Source organism: Pseudoalteromonas sp. 31A1, assembly GCF_011378815.1.
Lineage (GTDB): Bacteria > Pseudomonadota > Gammaproteobacteria > Enterobacterales > Alteromonadaceae > Pseudoalteromonas > Pseudoalteromonas arctica.
Genome location: NZ_WTKY01000001.1, coordinates 287438 through 308966 on the forward strand (window position 1 = coordinate 287438; position 21529 = coordinate 308966).

A 21529-nucleotide genomic window follows, 5' to 3' on the forward strand; every position below is an offset into this window, starting at 1 on the left:
GGCTGAGTAAAGTGGCATAAAGTACTATTCAGCAAGGCGTGCATTGTGTGACCAGTTGTTTAAAAAGATCAATTTAATTTACTAATCGACTAGATAAATTTATTTCGTTGGTGTTTTTTTACCTGTAGCGTATAAGTCACTTTTTTATTAAGGGCACATTTATGACAGCAAAGATCACAGTTGGTTGGCGTGAGTGGTTAAGTTTACCTGGGCTTGGTATTAACGAGATAAAAGCAAAAATTGATACTGGCGCTCGCACTTCATGTATTCATGCAATTAACATTGAAGAATACGAAGTTGACTCAGAAAAATGGGTTAAATTTACGGCCCAGCCACTGCAAGATGATGAGCAAACGCAAGTCACTTGCAATGCAAAAGTTAAAAAAATGAAGTACGTAACCAGCTCAAGTGGGCAAAAAGAGTTACGTTACTTTATAGAAACTACATTGCATGCAGGCGAGCATAGCTGGCCTATCGAGCTTACTTTAACAAGCCGTGCAACAATGAAGTTTAGAATGTTATTAGGGCGTACAGCCATGGAAAATCGTATAGTCGTTGACCCGGCTTTATCTCAACTATTAGGTCGTAAGGTTTAACTATGAAAATCGGTATTTTATCTCGCAACAGAAAATTATATTCAACACGTCGCTTAATTGAGGCGGCAGAGGCACGCGGTCACGAAGTTAAAGTGATTGATGCATTGCGCTGTTATATGAATATCAACTCTGAGCAACCAGAAATTCACTATCGCGGTGAAAACTTAAAAGAATTTGACGCAATCGTCCCGCGTATTGGTGCATCGGTTACATTTTATGGCTGTTCGGTACTTCGTCAGTTTGAAATGATGGGTGTTTACCCTGTAAATGAATCAGTCGCTATTTCTCGTTCGCGCGATAAATTACGCTCACTTCAGTTACTTTCGCGCAAAGGCGTTGGTATGCCAGTAACAGGTTTTGCTAGCAAACCAGATGATGTAAAAGACTTACTAGAAATGGTAGGCGGTGCACCTGTTGTAATTAAATTACTTGAAGGCACACAAGGCATTGGTGTTGTACTTGCTGAAACACGCAAAGCGGCTGAAAGTGTTATTGAAGCATTTATGGGCTTAAAAGCTAATATTATGGTTCAGGAATACATTAAAGAAGCGGGTGGTGCCGATATACGTTGTTTCGTATTAGGCGATAAAGTAATAGCAGCTATGAAGCGCCAAGCACAAGAAGGTGAGTTCCGCTCTAATCTTCACCGTGGCGGTAGTGCTACATTAGTTCGTATTACTCCAGAAGAACGTAAAACGGCCGTAGCAGCTGCTAAATCAATGGGCTTGAACGTAGCTGGCGTTGATTTACTTCGCTCATCTCGTGGACCACTTGTGATGGAAGTAAACTCATCACCAGGTTTAGAGGGCATTGAAATAGCAACAGGTAAAGACATTGCAGGCATGGTGATTGATTTCATCGAAAAAAATGCTTCAAGTAAAGGAACAGCAACACGTGGCAAAGGTTAAAATTAACCGTCCTTTTTCCTTATTAGGAGAGAGTGTAGGCGTAGGCGAGCGTAAAACACTTGCCTTAGAGGCAGCTAAACTTTATACCCATTCACCACTTAATATTCCTATTGAAGTGGTTAACGGTGTAATGGAAGGTCCTGTGCTTATGGTGTGTGCGGCTATTCATGGTGATGAGCTAAATGGCGTAGAAGTTGTGCGTCAGTTAATTGCTAAAATAGACCCAAGCCAACTGCGCGGCACAATAATCGCTGTGCCTATTGTGAATGTGTTTGGCTTTATTCATAAATCGCGTTACTTACCAGACAGACGCGATATGAATCGTAGCTTTCCAGGTTCTGAGCGTGGCTCACTTGCTGGGCGTATGGCTTATATGTTTTTTAATCAAGTGGCAATACATTGTACCCACATTATTGATTTACATACTGGCGCTATTCATCGAACTAACTTACCGCAAATTCGCGCTAACTTAGCTGATGAAGCAACCGCTGAAATGGCTAAAGCATTCGGCACGCCAGCAGTTATAGATGCATCATTGCGTAATGGCTCATTACGAAGTGAAGCTGCAAACCTAGGTATACCGGTTATAACCTATGAAGCTGGTGAAGCACTGCGTTTTGATCCAATCGCCATTGCGGCAGGTGTGCAGGGTGTTGATTATGTTATGCGTCATTTAAAAATGATCCGTGGCAAGCGTCCTAAAAAGTTACCAGATCCTATTATTGCAGGTTCAACTAGTTGGATACGTGCCGAAGTTGATGGCATTGTGCGTGCACAAGTATCACTGGGTGAGCATGTAACTAAAGGGCAAGTACTTGCTTATATTAGTAGCCCACTAGGTGACTCTGAGCTTGAGCTTTTAGCGCCTAAAGGCGGTATTGTTATTGGTCAGCAAACTATGCCATTGGTAAATGAAGGTGATGCGGTATTCCACCTTGCTTACTTTGCAAATGACAATAGTTTAGTAGAGCAGCAACTAGAGAACTTTATTGACGAGATAAACGATTTAGATGAAGAGCTTAAAACAGCTGAGCTAAATAATTAATAGCTAAACTAAATTCTGTTTAGCTAAGCATTAAAAAGCCGCAGTAGGTAATTAATTACTTACTGCGGCTTTTTTGTTGATATTGCTTTATAAACTATGTTTTTTTAGGACCAATAATGCGCTTTATAACGGGCACTTTTGTTGGCTTTGGTTCTTTATTTAAAACCATGACAGGGCGTGTCACAAATAAATTATTAGGATAAATTACACGGTGCCCATCAATATGCTCAAGTACTACATTCATTAAGCCCATTTCAACAATGCGCCCTTCAACATGATTCGCACCATCAATAATTCGTACCCAATAGCCAACACGGCAATCGTTTTGAATAAACATTAGTAAAAATGCGGTAAGGTTACTCAATAGCGACCACGCGGCAAAAAGTGCTACGCCTAACATGGCAAATAAAGAGGAGCCTAAAACCAATAAACCACGCAACTCTATACCCCAGAATACTAAAACTAAACATAGTACGACAAAGGCGAGTATAATTTTTAGTAGCAGCTCTGCACGGTATTTTCGGTGCAAATCTACTTTTCCCTTAATCGCTTTTTCGAGTAAATTTTTGGTTATTTTTAATAGCAGAGGGAAAGCCAAAATAGCGATTATAGTGACAATTAATTTATATTGTGATGCAAACAATTCTAAAAATTCTATTATTTCCACATTAGACCCTGAGCTATCATAACAATTTAGTTAAATTATAAGTGCTTAGTTTAACGCGTTTGTATTATTTAAAAAGTGTTTTTAACGCTCACTAACCACTGTACTGAGTCTACGTCATCGTAGCTATCAACTGGGGCAGCAATATCAATATGAATCATAGTGCCTGAATTTGCGCGACTCGGTGCTAAACGAAGACCAACACCTATATTTTTTAATACATGTGCGTTTTCGCCATTATTTTCATCGTTAAACCATGCTCTGCCTACGTCTACAAAAGCGGCTCCACCCACTTTAAATAGTTGCAGCAAATCGTACTCCCAGTAATAACGCTTTTCTAGATTAACTAAAAAACTACGGTCGCCATGTTGATAATCCATTGGGTAACCACGCAGGCCTGTTTCGCCGCCTAAAGTAAGCTGTTGATCAGCGGTAAGGTTTTTGGCGTACTGCATGCGGGCTTTAACATACCAAGATTGGTTTTCACTGGTATTTAAATAATATTGTATTTGGCTTGTGGCCATAAAGTTTTCGAGCTTTTTCTGCTCTTTATTCCAATAGCCATCAATGTCTGCGCTAAAGCGCCATAAAGTATTATCGTTAGTAAAGTGGGCTTTTTTGAAATTAAATGAATACACCGCGCGGCTGTCGTCATTACTTAATGACTCATCTGAATAGCCAATTAAGCTTTTAATATTCCAGCCTAAATTTAAATCTTCTGTGCGAGATATACTGTCAAAATTTCGTACTTTTATGTAGTTATCTTCAAACCAATGGCCGCTTATAAAGGGGTAGCTTAAGCTTCTGTCATCGGCAAGTGGTGCAAAGGTCGTGTCTATCGCTTCAAAGGTATGTTGCTCGTCGGTATAACCTAAGGTTAAGCGCTGGGTCCAATTATTATTAAGTGCTTTTGAGTGTCCGATAAATGCACGGTTTAAATCGGTAGTTTGATCAAATTCACTAAACTCTTCGCCGCGTTTATATAGCGACTCTTCGCGCTGCTCAGAATAGCTTAAAATACCGTAACTAAAAGGGGTGTCTATCGCGTAAAATGGATAGGTTAGCTCAAGTAAATGGCGCTTGCCATCGCTGTTATCAGCGTACTCTAAACGGCCGCGGTAGCGAGTAGATAAAATATTAGGATCGTCGTAAACAAATAAATAACCGCTACGATCGCTGTCGGTCGTGCGTGACAAAGAAAGGCGCTTCCCCCAACCAAGCAGGTTTGATTCTCTAAAACCTATACTCGATTTATTTTCTCCGCCGCTACGGCTAAAGTTTACTTCAGGTAAAAGTGTCCATAAATCACGGGTAACCACTTCTACATTAACGTCACCGTCGCAGTTTTCGATTGCACTAATTTGTGCATCATATAAGTAGCTTTCTTTACGAAGTAGGCGCTCAGACTCTGCAAGCTTTTTAGCATCGTACTTGTCACCAGGGGAGAATAATAAAAGGTTATTAATGACATCGGGCTCTGTTTGAATATGAGCGCGGTTAGCAAATCGGAATAGGGCATTATTTTCCTCTTCAAGCTCAGTATTAAATACATTAAGTTGCTTGAGCTTTATTGAGGCTATTTTAGCGTTACTATTACTGTGCGTGAGGGTTGTTTTGTCTTGAACTTCTCGGCGTAAGTTTTTATTTGTGCTTAAATCTGTCTGTTCTACAAGGCAGTTATCAGTTTTCGTTGAAGATTGTTGTGCGAATGCATTAGGCACATAAAAGCTTAAAACCGTTAAGCTAATACAACATTGTGCTATCCATTTCTTGTTCACCATTAAACCTCTTTACTGCTACGTAGCAAATGACTACCGTAATATCAGCTTACATCATTGTTATTATAATGTAAGTAAAAGGTATGGATTTTGAAACTAATTAATTGTTACTCATATTCACTTATGTTAATAACCAACCTGGTTTAGAACCGCCTGTGGGCGGGATATTAAAAGCTAACTTAAATAAAATGCTAAAGCGGCTAATAAGTGCTCAGCTTCATGGCCTTCGGCATTAATCCAAATACTTTGGCTGTAATGCTCATAGTTTAAATTAAAGGTCTGCTGATTATAGGTAAAGCGAACTTGATGGCGATCGGCGCCTGCAGAATACTCATTGAGTGTTACATCGTCTGAGTGTAAAAAGAGTGTGCTCCACAGTTCAAAGTCTTCATCGTGTGGAGGCTCGACTGGCGTAATTAAAATGTATTTATGGGCGTGGTCATATTCTATTTGGGTCATAACATTCTTAATTTGTAGCTAGGTAATTGCGAATTGCAGTTAAAAACTCGCCGCCGTATTTATTTAACTTAGTAAAACCCACACCCGACACTTTTAAAAATTCGCTGTCGTTTGTTGGCATAAGCTGCGCCATTTCGGCTAGCGTTTTATCATTAAATACCACATAAGGTGGTACATCATCGGCATCAGCAAGTTCTTTACGTAGTGCGCGCAGGCGAGCAAACAGTTTTTTGTCGTAATTAAATTGCGCTAACTTATCTTGATAAACGTGTTTGGCTTGCAGGCGTGGCTCGGCTAATTGCAGTGCGTACTCACCTTTTAAAATTGCACGCGCGGCTTCGGTTAACCTAAGTGACGCACCTTGCGTTATATCTTGGCTAAGTAAGCCTTGATGAATAAGCTGGCGTAAAATACTAAGCCAAAATTCACTGCTTTTATCTTTACCTATGCCGTAAGTGCTTAGCTCATGATGATTGTTATCGCGTATGCGGCTAGTATTTGCACCACGTAGTAATTCAACAATGTACCCAAGACCAAAGCGCTGGTCAGCTCTATACACACAAGAAAGCGCTTGTTGGGCAACCAATGTACCATCAAAGCTTTTTGGCGGATTTAAGCAAATATCGCAGTTGCCGCAGGGTTCGCGTTGATATTCACTAAAGTAGTTAAGCAAAATTTGGCGGCGACACGTTTGTGCTTCGGCAAAGCTTGCCATTGCGTTAAAGCGTTGTTCTTCTACACGGCGGCGTTGCTCGTCGTCTATGTCTTCAAAAAAGCGTCTTACACGGCCAATATCAGCTGGGTCAAAATACATTATGGCTTCTGCGGCAAGTCCATCTCGCCCAGCACGCCCCGTTTCTTGATAGTACGACTCGATACTTTTTGGAATATCGTAATGCAGTACAAAACGTACATTGGGTTTATTAATCCCCATACCAAAAGCAACGGTTGCGACCACTATTTGTATATCGTCACGGGCAAAACCAGTTTGTACAAATTGTCGTTGCTCGTTACTCATACCTGCATGGTAAGCGGCAGCGTTTAGCCCTGCATCTGCAATTTTTTCAGCAATGTCGTCTACGCGTTTACGGCTGGTGCAATAAATAATACCGCTTTGGCTTTTTTGCTCTTTTAAGTAGCGAAGCAGTTGCACCATAGGTTTAAATTTTTCTTCTATGGTGTAGCGAATATTGGGGCGATCAAAGCTGCCAGTATGAATATAAGGCTGTTGTAGTTTTAGTTGCTCAACTATATCAAAACGGGTGGCTTTATCGGCAGTTGCAGTGAGCGCCATCATGGGTACATGTGCAAAACGTTGCTTTAATTCGTTTAAGCGAAAGTAATGAGGCCTAAAATCGTGACCCCAATGCGACACACAATGCGCTTCGTCAATGGCAAATAAGCTTACATTTAAATGCGATAAACGCTCTAAAAATTCGCGTTGTAATACTTTTTCAGGTGCCACATATAAAAGCTTAATTTGCCCCTGATGAAGCTGTTGATACACCAATTGCTGCTCTTCTCGCGCTAAGCTGTTATTTACGTAAGCGGCTTTAACCCCAAGTGCTTGAAGTTGACTTACCTGATCTTGCATTAGCGATATGAGCGGAGATATAACAATAGTGACGCCTTCAAGCACTAAAGCGGGTATTTGATAGCAAACCGATTTTCCGCCGCCAGTAGGGAGCAATACAAGCGAGTCTTGGCCGTTAATAGCAGCATCAATAACTGTTTTTTGGCCGTCGCGAAATTCACTGTAGCCAAACACTTGTTTGAGGACAGTTTCGGGTTTACGCACAAGGGTGCTAGAAGGTGGTGTTGATGTATTCATTGGCGGGTATTTTAGTGGTTTTTTAGTGAGATGTCTTTAGCTGAGTTACTTATACCAATCCGCAATACTACTTAATCAATTTGAGGGATCTAATCTGACGCTAGCTGCGTTAAAAATTTCTGATATAGAACAACTAAATAACGAGTTTTTGCCTTGTTATAGACACTATTTTTTTACCTCCAGATAGGTCACTTAATTAAGCTAATTGGTATTAACCTCAACTCTATTGTAAGTAAATTAAACTCTGGTAGTGTTGAAACCGCTTATTAAGATAGATCTGCTTTCTTAAAGTTAGGTTGCTAAGTAAATGATTTAACTAGAACCTCGTAGTTTTGCTTAAGTTATGCTTTACTCATCGTACCAGTTTGAGCATAGAGAATAATAATGAATAAAGAAATGTTAATTGAACAAGTGGGTGCATTATTTGTAAATGGCATGCCGTTTAACCAGTTTTTACAAATATCGGTTGAGTCGTTGAGCCCTGAACAGGCCAAAATTACGTTTCCGTGGCAGGATGTACTCATTGGTAACCCTGCGCAAAAAATACTGCACGGTGGTGTTATTTCAGCCGTACTTGATAATGTAGGCGGTATGCTCGCGGCAGCAAGCGTGATTGATAAGCTCACCGATTTAGATATAGGAAGTGTGCAAACAAAATTAGCCACGCTTGGGACTATCGACTTGCGCACTGATTATTTGCGCCCTGGTAAAGGAGAGAGTTTTACAGCGAGTGCCACACTTATTCGATCAGGTAATAAAGTGTGTGTTTGTCGAATGGAATTACATAACGAACAGTCTGTTCAAATTGCTTTTGGGACAGGCACGTATTTAGTTGGATAAAACGTGTATGGGAAGTAAACTAGCGGCCTTTTAAATCACTAAGTGTTTATTATGTCGATTGATACTGAGCAGCGTAAAGGTGCTATTTTTGCTTGTCTTGCTTTTTTTATGTGGGGCCTTGCGCCAATATATTTTAAGTTAATTCAGCATGTTTCTGCCTTTGAAATTTTAATGCATCGGGTTGTTTGGTCGGTTGTATTTTTAGTATTAGTAGTAAGTGTTTTAAAGTATTGGGGTAAAATTAAACGCATTATTGTTCAGCCTAAGCTTTTGCTTATGCTTGTTATTACCTCAACATTACTAGGGTTTAACTGGGGTTTATTTATATGGGCTATAAATAATAACCATATGCTTGATGCGAGTTTGGGCTATTACATAAACCCTCTTTTAAATGTATTACTGGGTATGCTCTTTTTAGGTGAACGCCTGCGTAAGTTTCAAGGTGTAGCAGTGGCACTGGCCTTTACCGGTGTTGCGCTGCAGCTAATTAGTTTTGGCTCGTTTCCGGTAGTGGCATTTTCATTAGCTATATCATTTGCACTTTATGGGTTGTTACGTAAAAAACTACCCGTTGAAGCCTTGCCTGGCATTTTACTCGAAGCACTTATATTACTGCCTGTTGCACTCATTTATTGGTGGTTAATGGTGCCTACAGCAACATCAAGCCTGCCAGCTAACGATTGGCATACTAATGCATTACTGATTAGTGCAGGTATTGTAACTACATTACCACTGCTGTGTTTTACCGGCGCCGCTAAGCGTTTGCAATACACTACATTAGGCTTTTTTCAGTATATTGGGCCAAGCCTAATGTTTATATTGGCAGTGGTGTTTTACGGTGAAGTGTTTGACGCTGAGAGATTAGTAACGTTTGCATGTATTTGGAGTGCGCTAGCTATTTTTAGTTGGGATTCTTACAATCAATCACGCAAACGTAAAAAAGCGGCTATTACAGCCGCTGAAGTATAATTAACCTAATAGAGCTGTTAGCTAACTACTTTATTACGACCAGATTCTTTAGCGTCGTAAAGCTTTAAATCGGCCTGTTTTAATAATTCATCAATTTGATAAACAGGTCCATCTGCAAAACCAATAGATATAGTAAATTTGATTTTTTCTTTACTAAACTCTTGGCTATTCGCCTCTATAAAGTACCTAAAACCTTCAAGTCTTTTTAGCGCTTCTTGTTTATCCGCATTTGCAAAGTAAACGGCAAACTCTTCGCCACCTAAGCGGGCCACTAAATACTTTTTAAAATATTTGCTAAAGCAAATGGAGAGCCCTTTTAATACTTCGTCGCCTACATCATGCCCGTGAGTGTCATTAATTATTTTAAAATGGTCAATATCAAGCATGGCTAGCGCTCCTGAACCTTGCTGATTTTTAATCTTTTTGAGTGATTTGTTTGTTTCTTCAAAAAAGTAACGACGATTAGGTAGATTAGTTAGGTAATCGGTGTTGGCTTGGCGTTTAATTGTGGCTATTTGTTCTAGCATATCGACGTTTTGGCTAAGCCTGCAGTAAAACTCTTCACTATTAAAAGGTTTATGTAAATAATCGTTTGCGCCATTTTTTAAAAATAAACTAGAAAGCCCTACAGAGTCAGAGCCCGAAATACCAATAATGGCTTTTTCGTCATTGCTATATAAGCGGCGAATTTCGCTACATAACTCATCACCATTCATGTTTGGCATTTCGTTATCAGTAATGATGACTGAAATGTCGGGTGAACTTTCGAGCATTTTTAATGCTTCTTGTCCGTCTTGTGCTTCAATAATTTGATATTTGTGACGAACTAACAAGCTGCAAATGTATCGTCGAGTCGATTTAGAATCATCAACAACGAGTACTTTTACATTTTCATTGCGAGGTAAGCGGTGTAATTGTTTTTCTAGGTATTGGTAAGCTTGTTTGTTTTCTTTAATGATGTAATCGATGATTGGGTATTTTTCGACGGTGTCGCGGGTTTTTTTATCAATATTACCCGTCATTACAATAGTTGGGATATCAGCATTAACAGTGCAGGGTACTGCTTCACCTGATGGGGCATCAGGTAATATAAAGTCAACTACAGCGCAAAAGTAGCTATTTTTACTTATAAGCTCTTTTGTTTGTGCTAATGACTCTGCTATATCAACTTCATAGCCTGCTTTAAGCGCGATGTGCTTTTGCACTCGCGCCATTGCAGGTGTATCTTCAACTATTAGTATTTTTCGCGTCACGGAACAACCCTGTTTATATTTTGCAAAAATATTTGCTTATACAAGTTGTAACTGTTAAAACGCAAAAAAGCAAATAACTTAAGTACTTACAGATTATCCGCTTCTGAATAATACTCTTGGCTAATCGGTGCCGGTCCTGACATTTTTGAGCGGCCAAATAAAGTATGAAACTTAGTTTTACAGGTCGTTAGCTTTAAGTATTTTACCCAAGCACGTTCGATTGGGTTAGTAGGTTCTTGTGAGCCAGTGACTACTGCTACAAACTGTTCTTGATGTTCGTTTTGCGGCTCAATTGTTTTACTGTATAAGCCTCTTAAAACAACACCGTGTTGTTCTAATATACTGGCTTCTAATAAGGTGAAGTTTCCGCTGCGGCTAAAACCACGTGGAAAATTCTGATCATCATAAAATTGACGTTGGCTAACAAATGCTTGGCGTAGTAATGAAATGTTATTGCTCATAGCTTTATCCTCATACCCTATTAATTAGCTGGAGTATGATGCAAGTTTGGCAATTTATTAAACAAATTATTTTTATCGTGAGGATAAAAAATTGGATATCGATTTATTAAAAACATTCGTTGAGGTAGTGCGTACGCGTCACTTTGGTAAAGCGGCCGAAAACCTTTATATTACGCAGTCTGCAGTGAGCTTTAGAATTCGCCAATTAGAGCAAGGGCTTGGTGTTAATTTGTTTATTCGCCAGCGTAATAATATTCAACTTACAGCACCTGGCGAGCGCTTATTACCGCACGCACAAATGATTATTACGGGCATGCAGCGGGCCAAAGTCGATGTTGCACTTGCCGACAATATGCATAAGCAAATTAGCTTAGCAGGAACGCCTAATATTTGGGATGCTTTTTTACAGTTTGGTATAACAAATATTGTATCGGCGATGCCGGGCGTGTCGTTAGTTGCAGAAGTTAAAGCACAACAAGAGAGCACTCGACTTTTATTAGAGCGTACTCTCGATTTGGCAATATTATTTGATCCACCAAAAGTAGATGAACTCGTAGTAGAGCGTATTTGTGAGTTGCCAATCATTCCAGTAAGCGGATACGACACCGCAACGAACGAAAACTTTTTTGATAATCAATATGTGTATGTGGATTGGGGAACTACTTTTTCTCTTTGGCATGCGCGTCAGTTTACAGGAAAAACGCCACCTTACTTTAGAACCAGCACGGGACGTATTGCACTTGATTTAATACTGCAATGTGGTGGTAGTGCATTTATACCTCAAGTATTGGTTGAAGGGCATTTAGAAAAAGGTGAGTTGTTTCATGTTAAAGGGGTAGAAAACACCTCAAGAGACGTATTTATTGCGTATCACAGAGACAACGAGCAAAAAGAGCTAATAGAAACCTTAGTTAATTTACTTTCGCAAATGACGCCAAGCTTGTCATTAAAGCAAGGTAAGTAAGTACGACCATCTACTAGGCTTTCATGTTATTTTGATTTCATATTTAATGCATTTTTATTAACAAAAAAAGACAGTAATATTTCTATTGTAATATTACTGTCATTTAGGAATGACAAAATGCAGCAGTTTTGAAAATTAGTCTTTTGTGATTATCCAAGGAAATAACATGAAATTTGTAAAATCGAGCTTATGCTTAGCACTATTAAGTGGTTTATCTTTTAATGCACTTGCCGACGTAGACATTTACGGTAAAGCGAATGTAACAGTGCAATCATCTGATGATGGCGAAGGGTCTTTTACCGAGATAAAAAGTAATGCATCTCGTCTTGGTGTTAAAGGTTCTGAAAAAATAAATGATAGTTTAGAAGCGGTATATAAGTTTGAGTTTCAAGTTGATGTGTCTGATGCTGATTCAAAAGGCGATAACGACGACAATATTTCTGCGCGTAACCAATACGTTGGTTTAAAAGGTGCGTTTGGTCAGGTTGTAATTGGTCGTAACGATACTGCGCTTAAGCAATCTCAAGGTAAGTTAGATTTATTTAACGACCTTGAAGGCGATATTAAAAATGTATTTAAAGGTGAAAACCGCTTAGGAAACACAGTTAGCTACTCATCAAACTCATACGAAGGCTTTAAAGTACTTGCTACTTTTGTAGCTGAAGACGATGTAGACGCTGATAACGGTTATTCAATGGCGGTGACATACGGTGACGTGGCTCTTAAAAAGAGCGCGGTATACGCCTCTATTGCAGCCGATAGTGAAGTAAATGGCTACGACGTAGTGCGTGCATCAATCCAAGGTAAAATCGAAAACTTTAAATTGGGTGCAATGTACCAAACACAAGAAGCAGTAGGTGGCAGCGCAGAAGCGGATGGTTACTTGCTAAATGCTGCTTACAGCATGGGTAGCAACACATTTAAAGTGCAATACCAAGATATGGACTTTGACGACAGCGACGATAAGTCAGCAATTTCAGTTGGTCTTGACCACAAATTAAATAAAAACATTAAAGTATTTGGCTTTTATTCAAGCTTCGACATGGACAACAACGTTGACCAAGATTACGTAGGCTTAGGTATGGAATACAAGTTTTAACGACTAGCCTAATTAGTTAAAACACTCCCTTTTTAACCGCGCTCTTTTGAGTGCGGTTTTTTTTGCTTTAAATTATTTACTTAGCCGCCCATAATAGAGCTTCATTTGGAATGAGGTGCGAGTCCTCGACTGTTCCCGCAACTGTAATTAGCGCAAAGCTTTAAGTCAGATACAAATGGTATGATACCAATTTTATTAAAAACATGATCTTTCTAGCGAATTAAATAACTTACTAACTTCGTTAAAAATTATTCATATAGAACAACTATATGTCATAATTTCCGCCTTGTTATTAAGCTATTTATTTGTCGCTATAATAAATCACTAATTTAATGCAATTGGTATGAATTCTTTTAACGAGCGGGTTTACTCATTTTTTCTTGTAGTGCATTAGTATTTTTATCGCATTTTGGTGAGTTTAACCTAGGGTCTGTTGATCTTTGCGGATTAAAATTTGTTCAAACTAGGGGCTATTTAATCGCGGCGCGAGGTTTGTAACCTAGTGGGCTAAGTAAAAACCGAGCAACAAAGAGTAAATAGCCCCTAGGAAGAACCCTTTGGGCAGCGCCTGTTTGGCATTAATGCTACGTTATCGCCCATTTATGGGGAATAACCACACTACATAGGCTCTGCCTTGCCTAAATACCAAACAGACTGTTGCAAATTTAACCTTGAAAGATCAACAGACCCTAGCCTAGGACTGACTATTGCGCACTCAAACGCCATTAAATAAACCATTACTAAACGTTAAAAACGTATCATGGGGTATTGGCAATAAAACGATTCTCAAAAAAATAAACCTTAAAATAACCACAGGTAAATTTGTTGGTTTAATTGGACCTAATGGCGCAGGTAAATCGAGCTTATTGCGTTGTTTATATCGTTTTAATAAACCAAGTGATGGCGTTGTAGAGTTTAACAACACCGACATTTGGCAGCTAAAAAGTGATGAGTACGCAAAAAAAGTCGCGGTTGTTTTACAAGAAACCCCTTCGCAATTTAACTTAAGCGTATTTGATGTTATTGCACTTGGGCTAACGCCTCATAAATCGCTATTTAGCTCAATAACCAATATTGATAAACAAAAAATCATCCAAGCTATCAACACCGTAGGGTTAGTGGATCATATTGATCAAAGTTTTGAATCGCTCTCAGGCGGTGAAAAACAAAGAGCGCTTATTGCTCGTGCTATTGTGCAGCAACCTCAACTATTAATTATGGACGAACCAACCAGCCATTTAGATGTTAAATACCAAATACAGGTTATGGAGCTTGCTAAATCGTTGGGTGTAACGGTATTTGCATCGTTTCACGATTTAAACTTAGCCTCTGCAATGTGCGATGAACTAGTGGTTATTAAAAACGGTGAAATTACACATACAGGCACGCCAAGTGAGGTATTAACCGAAAACATGCTAGGCGACGTTTTTGGTGTTTGCGCCCAAGTAAATAACCACCCGCAAATATCGAAGTCGGGAAATAGCATCCCTCATATCACTTACTTTTATGGCTACAAATAATATGAGCGCAGTTAATACTCGCCAATCATTTGCGCTATTTATAAGTGTTGTAGCTGCTTTATTTAGCTTATTTGCAGCACTTAGTTTTGGCGCAGCAGAGACCTCACTTCAAGATGTATTTAATAGCTTTTTACTCTCAAATGATGCGTCTTTTAATTCGCGTATTATTTTTGAACTAAGAATGCCACGCACATTACTCGCCTTTTTAGCTGGCTCTGGTTTAGCCATTGCGGGGCTTATTTTACAAACGGTAACGCGTAACCCTTTAGCCGATCCTTACTTATTTGGTATATCGTCGGGTGCCTCATTTGGGGTAGTGTTACTTATGGCGCTAGCAGGCATTAGCGCAGGCTTTATGCTATCGGCAGCAGCACTGCTGGGCAGCTTACTCGCTATGAGTTTATTAATACTTATTGCAGGTAGGCAGCAAAGTGCACAGGTAGAATCAATGTTATTAGCTGGTGTTGCTCTGTCATTTTTATTTAGTGCGTTTACCAGTTTGTTGCTTTATTGGAGCGACCCTCAGGCGGTAGCCGCTATTTTATTTTGGACACTGGGCAGCTTTGCTCGTGCGCAGTGGGCTACGCTTTGGTTACCTTTATTGGTAATCACATTGTGTACGTTTGTAATGCTGAGCTTTAGAAGGCAACTCAATGCTATGTTACTTGGCGATGAAAGCGCAATTACATTAGGTGTTAGGGTCCAGCGCTTTAGAATACTTATGCTGGTTTTGAGCTCATTAATTACCGCTGTGCTGGTGGCTATGTGTGGTGGTATTGGGTTTGTAGGATTAATGGTACCGCACATTGTGCGCTTTTTTATATCCCAAGGCACCATCGCTGGCTTACTGGTAACCAGCTTAGTGGGCGGTACATTTATGGTGTGGGTTGATGTACTTTCGCGCTCCTTGCTAAAAAACCAAGAATTGCCCGTAGGCGTTATTACTGCTGCTATTGGTAGTGTGTTCTTTTTAAGTTTATTGTTTTTTAGAAAGCGAAGGGTGTAATTCCATGAAAACCTTAATGGTGCAAGGCACTACTTCCGACGCAGGTAAAAGCACTTTAGTTGCAGCCCTTTGCAGGGTATTTGCTAAGCGAGGGGTAAAGGTTGCGCCTTTTAAACCACAAAATATGGCACTTAATAGCTCAGTAACAAAAGATGGCGGCGAAATTGGTCGTGCGCAAGCTTTGCAAGCAATAGCAGCTAAAGTAGAGCCCGAAATAGATTTTAACCCTATATTACTTAAGCCTAATAGCGACACGGGCGCACAAGTGATTATTCACGGAAAAGCCATTAGTAATATGGAAGCTGGCAAATATCACGACTATAAAAAAGTCGCGATGGATGCAGTAATTACCTCACATAACCGCTTAGCTAAACGCTTTGAATTACTCCTTGTTGAAGGAGCGGGGAGCCCTGCTGAAATAAACCTGCGTGAAAACGATATTGCCAATATGGGTTACGCCGAAGAGGTAGATTGCCCTGTTATTATAATTGCCGATATTGATAAAGGTGGTGTGTTTGCACATTTGGTAGGTACGCTTGCGTTGTTAAGCGAGTCAGAACAAGCGCGCGTAAAAGGCTTTGTTATAAACCGCTTTAGAGGCGATATAGGTTTGCTGCAAGGCGGGCTAGATTGGCTTGAAGAATACACAAACAAACCCGTACTTGGTGTATTACCTTATTTGCACGACCTAGCGCTTGACGCTGAGGACGCCGTTGCAATTGATAATAACGTAACCAATGCCACAATTAATATTGCAGTGCTGCTCGTGCCACACATTAGTAATCATACCGATTTTGATGCACTGCGTTTGCACCCAAACATTAATATAAATTATGTGCGCCACACGCAAACGATCCCCGAAGTTGATCTAATAATTCTACCAGGCAGTAAAAACGTGCTGGGGGATTTAACCTTTTTGAAAAATGAAGGCTGGGACACTCAAATTAAGCGCCACTTACGCTATGGTGGAAAAGTACTTGGCATTTGTGGCGGTATGCAAATGTTGGGCAATACGCTCAACGATCCCGAGGGTATTGAATCATCATTAAAGCAAGTAAATGGACTTGCTCTATGCGATTTTGAAACCACGCTGACAGCACAAAAAGTATTAACCAAAATAACCGCTACACTACTTTTAAATAACCAACAAACACTCTGTAGTGGTTACGAAATACATGCAGGTATTAGCCAAGGTGTAGCGCTTAATAAGCCATTTTTAACCTTTAATGAAAACCACCCAAATGGCTTTAAAACTGATGGCTTTATTAGTGATGATAATGCCATTGCAGGCACCTATTTACATGGTTTATTTGATGAAGCCGATGCGACATCGCAAATTTTAAAATGGGTAAAGCCAAGCGCTACCATTAACCCTATTAGTATTGCCGATCACCGCGAGCAGCAGTTAGAACGCTTAGCAACCATGTGCGAAACGCATTTAAATATACAGCAAATTATCTCGATTTATGAAGGGCACAATAATGACTGAACAAAACAACGATAAGCACCAGCAGCGCCAGCAAAAAGTAAAAGAGCAAGTAGATGCGCGCGTTGCTGCCGCGCAAGATGTAAAAGGTATTTTTCAGGTAATTACCGGTAATGGTAAAGGTAAATCAACCTCAGGTTTTGGCGTTGTAGCTCGCTGCGTAGGGCATGGTAAAAAAGCCGCTGTGTGCCAATATATTAAAGGCACGTGGGAGTGTGGTGAGCGTAATTTATTACAAGGTGCAGGCGTTGAGTTTGTAGTAATGAACACCGGTTTTACTTGGGATACACAAAACAAAGAAGCCGATACCGCCGCCGCGCAAGCCACATGGAAAGAGTCAAAACGTATGCTTGCTGATAGCAGTATTGATTTAGTATTACTCGATGAGCTTACTTACATGGTGACTTACGGCTACGTTGATTTAGATGAAGTAGTAACAGCGCTTAATAACCGCCCGCCAATGCAGTCAGTTATTATTACAGGGCGTGCAGCGCACCGTACTTTAACCGAACTTGCCGACACAGTAAGCGAAGTGCGTAATGTAAAACACGCATTCGACTCTGGCATAAAAGCGCTTGAAGGGTTTGATTACTAATGTTTAAAGCGTTTTTTATTGGGCTACTGTTTTTAAGTGTATCGGGCGGTGCACTTGCAGAGCAGGCTGAGGATTCTAAAAAGCTGCGAATAATTGCGCTTGCACCACATATAGTCGAAAACCTATTTGCCATAGGGGCGGGCGATAACATTGTGGGCACAGTTGATTACGCCGACTACCCTGCTGAGGCTAAAAATATTGAGCGAATAGGGGGTTATTATGGGGTTTCGCTTGAAAAAGTATTGGCGCTTAAACCCGACTTAGTTATTGCGTGGAAAAGCGGAAATCAAAGCGAAGATTTAGCCCAAATAGAACGTTTAGGCATAAAAGTGTATTTGAGTAATCCCACCACAATCGCTGGTGTAGCCGACGAGTTACTTACTTTTGGTGAATTTACAGGAAATATTGAGCAAAGCCAGCAAGTAGCAAGTGCATTTATTACTAAGCTCCAAAATATTAAAAAACAGCAGCAGGGCAAAAAAATAGTAACTGCGTTTTATCAATTATGGTCAGAACCGATGATGACAGTAGGTAAAAATACGTGGATAAGCCAACTGATTGAAACATGCCATGTAAGTAATGTATTTGCCGATAGCGTTACAGATTATCCGCAAATTAGTATCGAAAATGTCATTGTTACTAAGCCACAAGTTATTATTATCCCTGATGAAAAATCAAAAACACCACAGCCGGTTGTTAATTGGCAAAAGTGGCCAGAAGTGCCAGCAGTTAAAAATGATCAATTTATTAGCGTAAATGCCGATTTATTACATCGGTTTACCCCGCGTATGCTAGATGGACTGGCGGATATGTGTGATAAAATAGACGCATCACGTAAACAGATTAAGAGTACACAATGAGCGATTGGGCTACATTTTTAGAAAGTGAATTACAGCAACCTTATATGCAACAAACGTTAGAGTATGTGGCTAATCGCCGCAATGAAGGCGTTGCTGTTTATCCGCCTGAACCTCAAGTGTTTAGCGCTTTTGATGCTACAGCACTTAATAACATTCGCGTTGTAATTTTAGGGCAAGACCCTTACCACGGTGAAGGGCAAGCGCATGGTTTATGTTTTTCGGTATTGCCTGAAGTTAAAAAACTGCCACCGTCGCTTAAAAATATATATAAAGAGTTAGCTGTCGATATCAGCGGGTTTATTATTCCTGAGCATGGTTACCTGCAAAGCTGGGCAGATCAGGGCGTGTTTTTACTCAATACAGTATTGACCGTTGAGCAAGGGCAAGCGCATTCTCATAAGCATTTAGGGTGGGAGCAATTTACCGATAATGTAATAGCGCATATTAATAAACACTGCGAAGGTGTGGTATTTATTTTATGGGGTGCACATGCACAAAAAAAAGGTAAAGGCATAGATAGCGCTCGCCATCATGTTTTAAAAGGGCCGCACCCATCACCGCTTTCGGCGCATAGAGGCTTTTTTGGCTGTCAGCATTTTTCAAAAACGAATGAGCTATTACAAGCCCAAGGTGAAAAACCGATTAACTGGCAGGTGTAAATAACCTGAGCTCTGAATAATAAATTTATCTCATGCAGCTATTTTCAGCGCATTAAAAAAGGCTTCCATATATCGGAAGCCTTTTTGTTTAGTTGGGGCGTATTGAATTAAAAGTCGAGCTCTTCAATTGCAATACTGTCTGTAAAGTAGTCTAGTTCTTGTAGTTCTTTACGTAGGCGCTGTTTGTCTTTTATTGCTTCTATTTCACGCCATTTTCTTTTTTTATTTTTCTGAGAGGTTTTCCTTGTTGTATCTGGTCCTTCTAATATCTCTAATATATCGTTTAGGCTATCCATGAACTTCTCCTATTGATTTTATTGACCTCAAGAATACCTATACCACAGGCCTAGTTAAAATAGAATAAAAAAGTGACAGTTATGTTACATAAGTGTGATTAATTGATGAAGGTTTATACGAGGATTATATGAAGTCGATATGAAGATTATATAGAGGGGTAGCGTATTTTAGGCATAAAAAAACGCCGCTATTGCGACGTTTTTAAAACACGATTATAGCAAATTACATTGCTTTAAAGCGCGCCTCTAGTTGTTCTTGTGCATCAGCAAAAGAGCGAATACCTTCAGCTAGTTTTTCAGTAGCCATAGCATCTTGGTTATGTAACCAACGGAACTGTGCTTCTGTTAAAGGCTCTGGTTTTGGCTCTTGTGGAACATCGCTTTCAAGCAAATATTCTTGTGCGCCTTCAAGGTTACCTAAATCTTCTAAAAGATTAGGGCTAATAGTTAGCTTGTCACAACCTGTAAGTGCAATAATTTCGCCTGTATTACGGAAACTTGCACCCATCACAACTGTTTTGTAGTCATGGCGTTTGTAAAATTCAAAAATGCTGCGTACAGACTGAACACCTGGATCTTGTAGCGGATCGGTTGGTTTTTCCATGCCGTTAGCAACGTGCCAATCTAAAATACGGCCAACAAATGGCGAAATTAGAAATACGTTTGCATCGGCACACGCACGAGCTTGGGCATCGCTAAATAATAAAGTAAGGTTACATTTAGTCCCTTCTTTTTCTAGTTGCTCAGCGGCTTTAATACCTTCCCATGTAGACGCTACTTTAATTAAAATTTTGTCTTTGCTTACACCTTCTTTTTCGTAAAGGCTAAGTAGGGTATGTGCTTTATCAATCGTAGCTTGCGTATTAAACGAAAGGCGTGCATCTACTTCAGTCGAAATATAACCAGGTACAATAGCGCTAATTTCTTTACCTAGTAATACGGCAAAGTAATCACATGCTAGTTCAAGTTGTTTAGCTGGCTCTTGCTCGGTTTCTTTTGCGTAGCTCCAAGCTTTATCTAGGTAAGGCTTATATGCTTCAATCTCGCTCGCTTTTAATAAAAGCGATGGGTTTGTAGTTGCATCTTCTGGTTGATGCTTTTTAATAGCTTCAATATCACCAGTGTCGGCTACGATAGATGAATGTTGTTTTAGCCTTTGTAGAGCTGAAGTCATTTGCTTTCCTCATTCCAAGCAAGTTAAAAGAAAAATCTAATCACTCTTAATATATCTAATCCATACTGCAACAGTGTGACAATGCTTGATAGGTCTTATGTCCTGATCAATAAAAAAACGGCAATGCATGGGTTATTAAGAGAGGATTTATTTAAACAAAACGTGCTTTTCGTTTCATTTAATGTTGAAATTGACACTAAATAAATTACAAGTCAATAGCTAACTATGATCACTGTTATTTCACCTGCAAAAAATCTTGATTACGAAACGCCACCCGCAACAGACAAGTTCACTCAGCCTGAATTACTAGAGCACAGCGAAGAGCTCATGAAAGTATGCCGTGAACTAACACCAGCGCAAATTGGCAGTTTAATGAAAATTAGCGACAAGCTATCTGGGCTTAACGCAGCACGCTTTAGCGAGTGGGCGCAGCCGTTTACACAAAGTAATGCTAAACAAGCAGTGCTTGCCTTTAATGGCGATGTATACGGCGGTTTAGATGCAAGCACGCTTAAAGCTAGCGAGCTTGATTATGCACAAAACCACTTACGTATCCTTTCTGGCTTATATGGCTTATTAAAACCACTTGATTTAATGCAAGCTTACCGCCTAGAAATGGGCACCAAGCTTGAAAACTCGCGTGGCAAAAACTTATACGAGTTTTGGGGCAGCGTAATAGCGAATAAATTAAACGAAGTATTAAAAGCACAAGACGCGCAATACTTAGTTAACCTTGCTTCAAACGAATACTTTAAAGCGGTAGATAAGAAAGCATTAAATGCACAAATTATTACCCCACACTTTAAAGACTGTAAAAATGGTCAATACAAAGTAATTAGCTTTTACGCTAAAAAAGCACGCGGCATGATGGCGCGCTACATTATCGAAAATAAAGTAACGCAGTTAAGCCAACTTAAAGAGTTTACGGTAGCAGGTTATTACTTTAGCCCAGTGGCAACAGTTAAAGAGCTTGAGCCGGTATTTATGCGCGACGAACAAAATTAGGTTTATAAGCTTAAATAAAAAACTTAAAAGCCATGCATTGCATGGCTTTTTTGATGTTGGC

The 21529-nt window shown here is 39.8% G+C and carries 22 protein-coding genes and 1 riboswitch; of the genes, 14 read left to right on the forward strand and 8 right to left on the reverse strand.

The window, feature by feature from the left end; translation table 11 throughout:
- Positions 1-161: 161 nt before the first annotated feature.
- The 3 genes from GQR52_RS01335 to GQR52_RS01345 are packed head-to-tail and all read left to right on the forward strand — an operon-like array spanning position 162 to position 2549.
- Positions 162-596 (forward strand): ATP-dependent zinc protease, encoded by a 435-nt coding sequence (locus tag GQR52_RS01335; protein WP_007585784.1) that lies wholly within the window; start codon positions 162-164, stop codon positions 594-596.
- Between the two features lie 2 nt (positions 597-598).
- Entirely contained in the window at positions 599-1504 is a 906-nt protein-coding gene (rimK, locus tag GQR52_RS01340) for a 30S ribosomal protein S6--L-glutamate ligase (protein WP_002961977.1), read from the forward strand.
- Entirely contained in the window at positions 1491-2549 is a 1059-nt protein-coding gene (locus tag GQR52_RS01345) for a succinylglutamate desuccinylase/aspartoacylase family protein (protein WP_165727202.1), read from the forward strand. The genes rimK and GQR52_RS01345 overlap by 14 nt, the downstream gene beginning before the upstream one ends.
- A gap of 94 nt (positions 2550-2643) precedes the next feature.
- Here GQR52_RS01345 and GQR52_RS01350 read toward each other — a convergent pair whose 3' ends face one another.
- From GQR52_RS01350 to recQ, 4 genes are all read right to left on the reverse strand, one after another.
- Positions 2644-3216, reverse strand: a complete 573-nt coding sequence (locus GQR52_RS01350; RefSeq protein WP_165727203.1) for a mechanosensitive ion channel domain-containing protein — start codon at positions 3214-3216, stop codon at positions 2644-2646.
- Positions 3217-3284: 68 nt separating this feature from the next.
- The gene (locus GQR52_RS01355; protein WP_165727204.1) at positions 3285-4994 is read right to left on the reverse strand and encodes a ShlB/FhaC/HecB family hemolysin secretion/activation protein; all 1710 of its coding nucleotides are present in this window, start codon (positions 4992-4994) and stop codon (positions 3285-3287) included.
- A gap of 171 nt (positions 4995-5165) precedes the next feature.
- Entirely contained in the window at positions 5166-5450 is a 285-nt protein-coding gene (locus tag GQR52_RS01360; protein WP_007583724.1) for a DUF3630 family protein, read from the reverse strand.
- A gap of 7 nt (positions 5451-5457) precedes the next feature.
- A complete protein-coding gene (gene recQ, locus GQR52_RS01365) occupies positions 5458-7281 on the reverse strand; it encodes a DNA helicase RecQ (RefSeq protein ID WP_010553279.1) in 1824 nt (607 codons plus the stop codon).
- 384 nt (positions 7282-7665) lie between these two features.
- Here recQ and GQR52_RS01370 point away from each other — a divergent pair, with 384 nt between their 5' ends.
- Together GQR52_RS01370 and rarD are read left to right on the forward strand one after the other, a co-directional pair.
- Positions 7666-8121, forward strand: coding sequence for a thioesterase family protein (locus GQR52_RS01370; protein WP_007583728.1), 456 nt, complete (start codon positions 7666-7668; stop codon positions 8119-8121).
- A 51-nt stretch (positions 8122-8172) separates the two neighbouring features.
- On the forward strand, positions 8173-9090 hold the full coding sequence (gene rarD, locus GQR52_RS01375) for an EamA family transporter RarD (RefSeq protein ID WP_165727205.1): 918 nt from the start codon (positions 8173-8175) through the stop codon (positions 9088-9090).
- A 17-nt stretch (positions 9091-9107) separates the two neighbouring features.
- On the opposite strand, the gene GQR52_RS01380 is transcribed toward rarD, so the two are convergent.
- Both GQR52_RS01380 and GQR52_RS01385 read right to left on the reverse strand, forming a co-directional pair.
- On the reverse strand, positions 9108-10343 hold the full coding sequence (locus GQR52_RS01380) for a response regulator (RefSeq protein WP_165727206.1): 1236 nt from the start codon (positions 10341-10343) through the stop codon (positions 9108-9110).
- Between the two features lie 86 nt (positions 10344-10429).
- Positions 10430-10804, reverse strand: coding sequence for a DUF413 domain-containing protein (locus GQR52_RS01385; RefSeq protein WP_007583734.1), 375 nt, complete (start codon positions 10802-10804; stop codon positions 10430-10432).
- A gap of 91 nt (positions 10805-10895) precedes the next feature.
- On the opposite strand from GQR52_RS01385, the gene GQR52_RS01390 reads away from it, so the two are divergent.
- The 8 genes from GQR52_RS01390 to ung all read left to right on the forward strand — a co-directional run bounded on the left by GQR52_RS01390 (position 10896) and on the right by ung (position 18993).
- The gene (locus tag GQR52_RS01390; RefSeq protein ID WP_010553277.1) at positions 10896-11768 is read left to right on the forward strand and encodes a LysR family transcriptional regulator; all 873 of its coding nucleotides are present in this window, start codon (positions 10896-10898) and stop codon (positions 11766-11768) included.
- 166 nt (positions 11769-11934) lie between these two features.
- Complete coding sequence (locus GQR52_RS01395; protein ID WP_165727207.1) at positions 11935-12867, forward strand: porin; 933 nt, start codon at positions 11935-11937, stop codon at positions 12865-12867.
- Positions 12868-12928: 61 nt separating this feature from the next.
- Positions 12929-13063, forward strand: a riboswitch (cobalamin riboswitch).
- Between the two features lie 511 nt (positions 13064-13574).
- On the forward strand, positions 13575-14387 hold the full coding sequence (locus GQR52_RS01400; RefSeq protein ID WP_165727208.1) for an ABC transporter ATP-binding protein: 813 nt from the start codon (positions 13575-13577) through the stop codon (positions 14385-14387).
- 1 nt (position 14388) lies between these two features.
- Entirely contained in the window at positions 14389-15393 is a 1005-nt protein-coding gene (locus tag GQR52_RS01405) for an iron ABC transporter permease (RefSeq protein ID WP_165727209.1), read from the forward strand.
- 4 nt (positions 15394-15397) lie between these two features.
- The gene (locus tag GQR52_RS01410) at positions 15398-16882 is read left to right on the forward strand and encodes a cobyric acid synthase (RefSeq protein WP_165727210.1); all 1485 of its coding nucleotides are present in this window, start codon (positions 15398-15400) and stop codon (positions 16880-16882) included.
- Positions 16875-17474, forward strand: coding sequence for a cob(I)yrinic acid a,c-diamide adenosyltransferase (cobO, locus tag GQR52_RS01415; protein ID WP_165727211.1), 600 nt, complete (start codon positions 16875-16877; stop codon positions 17472-17474). Before GQR52_RS01410 ends, cobO begins: the two co-directional genes overlap by 8 nt.
- Entirely contained in the window at positions 17474-18334 is an 861-nt protein-coding gene (locus GQR52_RS01420) for a cobalamin-binding protein (protein ID WP_165727212.1), read from the forward strand. The genes cobO and GQR52_RS01420 overlap by 1 nt, the downstream gene beginning before the upstream one ends.
- Positions 18331-18993: a uracil-DNA glycosylase gene (gene ung, locus GQR52_RS01425; protein WP_165727213.1), complete on the forward strand. Its 663-nt coding sequence runs from the start codon at positions 18331-18333 to the stop codon at positions 18991-18993. Before GQR52_RS01420 ends, ung begins: the two co-directional genes overlap by 4 nt.
- 107 nt (positions 18994-19100) lie before the next feature.
- On the opposite strand, the gene GQR52_RS01430 is transcribed toward ung, so the two are convergent.
- Both GQR52_RS01430 and tal read right to left on the reverse strand, forming a co-directional pair.
- Positions 19101-19289: a DUF3545 family protein gene (locus GQR52_RS01430; RefSeq protein ID WP_007583746.1), complete on the reverse strand. Its 189-nt coding sequence runs from the start codon at positions 19287-19289 to the stop codon at positions 19101-19103.
- A gap of 223 nt (positions 19290-19512) precedes the next feature.
- On the reverse strand, positions 19513-20463 hold the full coding sequence (gene tal / locus GQR52_RS01435) for a transaldolase (protein WP_007376481.1): 951 nt from the start codon (positions 20461-20463) through the stop codon (positions 19513-19515).
- Between the two features lie 225 nt (positions 20464-20688).
- Here tal and yaaA point away from each other — a divergent pair, with 225 nt between their 5' ends.
- On the forward strand, positions 20689-21468 hold the full coding sequence (yaaA, locus tag GQR52_RS01440; protein WP_165727214.1) for a peroxide stress protein YaaA: 780 nt from the start codon (positions 20689-20691) through the stop codon (positions 21466-21468).
- Positions 21469-21529: the final 61 nt, after the last annotated feature.

What these genes read in the sequence shown, in the direction of transcription:
- GQR52_RS01335 (WP_007585784.1), top strand. Translation starts at nt 162, where the DNA reads ATGACAGCAAAGATCACAGTTGGTTGGCGTGAGTGGTTAAGTTTACCT.
- rimK (WP_002961977.1), top strand. Translation starts at nt 599, where the DNA reads ATGAAAATCGGTATTTTATCTCGCAACAGAAAATTATATTCAACACGT.
- GQR52_RS01355 (WP_165727204.1), bottom strand. Translation starts at nt 4,994, where the DNA reads ATGGTGAACAAGAAATGGATAGCACAATGTTGTATTAGCTTAACGGTT.
- GQR52_RS01360 (WP_007583724.1), bottom strand. Translation starts at nt 5,450, where the DNA reads ATGACCCAAATAGAATATGACCACGCCCATAAATACATTTTAATTACG.
- recQ (WP_010553279.1), bottom strand. Translation starts at nt 7,281, where the DNA reads ATGAATACATCAACACCACCTTCTAGCACCCTTGTGCGTAAACCCGAA.
- GQR52_RS01370 (WP_007583728.1), top strand. Translation starts at nt 7,666, where the DNA reads ATGAATAAAGAAATGTTAATTGAACAAGTGGGTGCATTATTTGTAAAT.
- rarD (WP_165727205.1), top strand. Translation starts at nt 8,173, where the DNA reads ATGTCGATTGATACTGAGCAGCGTAAAGGTGCTATTTTTGCTTGTCTT.
- GQR52_RS01385 (WP_007583734.1), bottom strand. Translation starts at nt 10,804, where the DNA reads ATGAGCAATAACATTTCATTACTACGCCAAGCATTTGTTAGCCAACGT.
- GQR52_RS01395 (WP_165727207.1), top strand. Translation starts at nt 11,935, where the DNA reads ATGAAATTTGTAAAATCGAGCTTATGCTTAGCACTATTAAGTGGTTTA.
- GQR52_RS01405 (WP_165727209.1), top strand. Translation starts at nt 14,389, where the DNA reads ATGAGCGCAGTTAATACTCGCCAATCATTTGCGCTATTTATAAGTGTT.
- GQR52_RS01410 (WP_165727210.1), top strand. Translation starts at nt 15,398, where the DNA reads ATGAAAACCTTAATGGTGCAAGGCACTACTTCCGACGCAGGTAAAAGC.
- cobO (WP_165727211.1), top strand. Translation starts at nt 16,875, where the DNA reads ATGACTGAACAAAACAACGATAAGCACCAGCAGCGCCAGCAAAAAGTA.
- GQR52_RS01420 (WP_165727212.1), top strand. Translation starts at nt 17,474, where the DNA reads ATGTTTAAAGCGTTTTTTATTGGGCTACTGTTTTTAAGTGTATCGGGC.
- ung (WP_165727213.1), top strand. Translation starts at nt 18,331, where the DNA reads ATGAGCGATTGGGCTACATTTTTAGAAAGTGAATTACAGCAACCTTAT.
- GQR52_RS01430 (WP_007583746.1), bottom strand. Translation starts at nt 19,289, where the DNA reads ATGGATAGCCTAAACGATATATTAGAGATATTAGAAGGACCAGATACA.
- tal (WP_007376481.1), bottom strand. Translation starts at nt 20,463, where the DNA reads ATGACTTCAGCTCTACAAAGGCTAAAACAACATTCATCTATCGTAGCC.
- yaaA (WP_165727214.1), top strand. Translation starts at nt 20,689, where the DNA reads ATGATCACTGTTATTTCACCTGCAAAAAATCTTGATTACGAAACGCCA.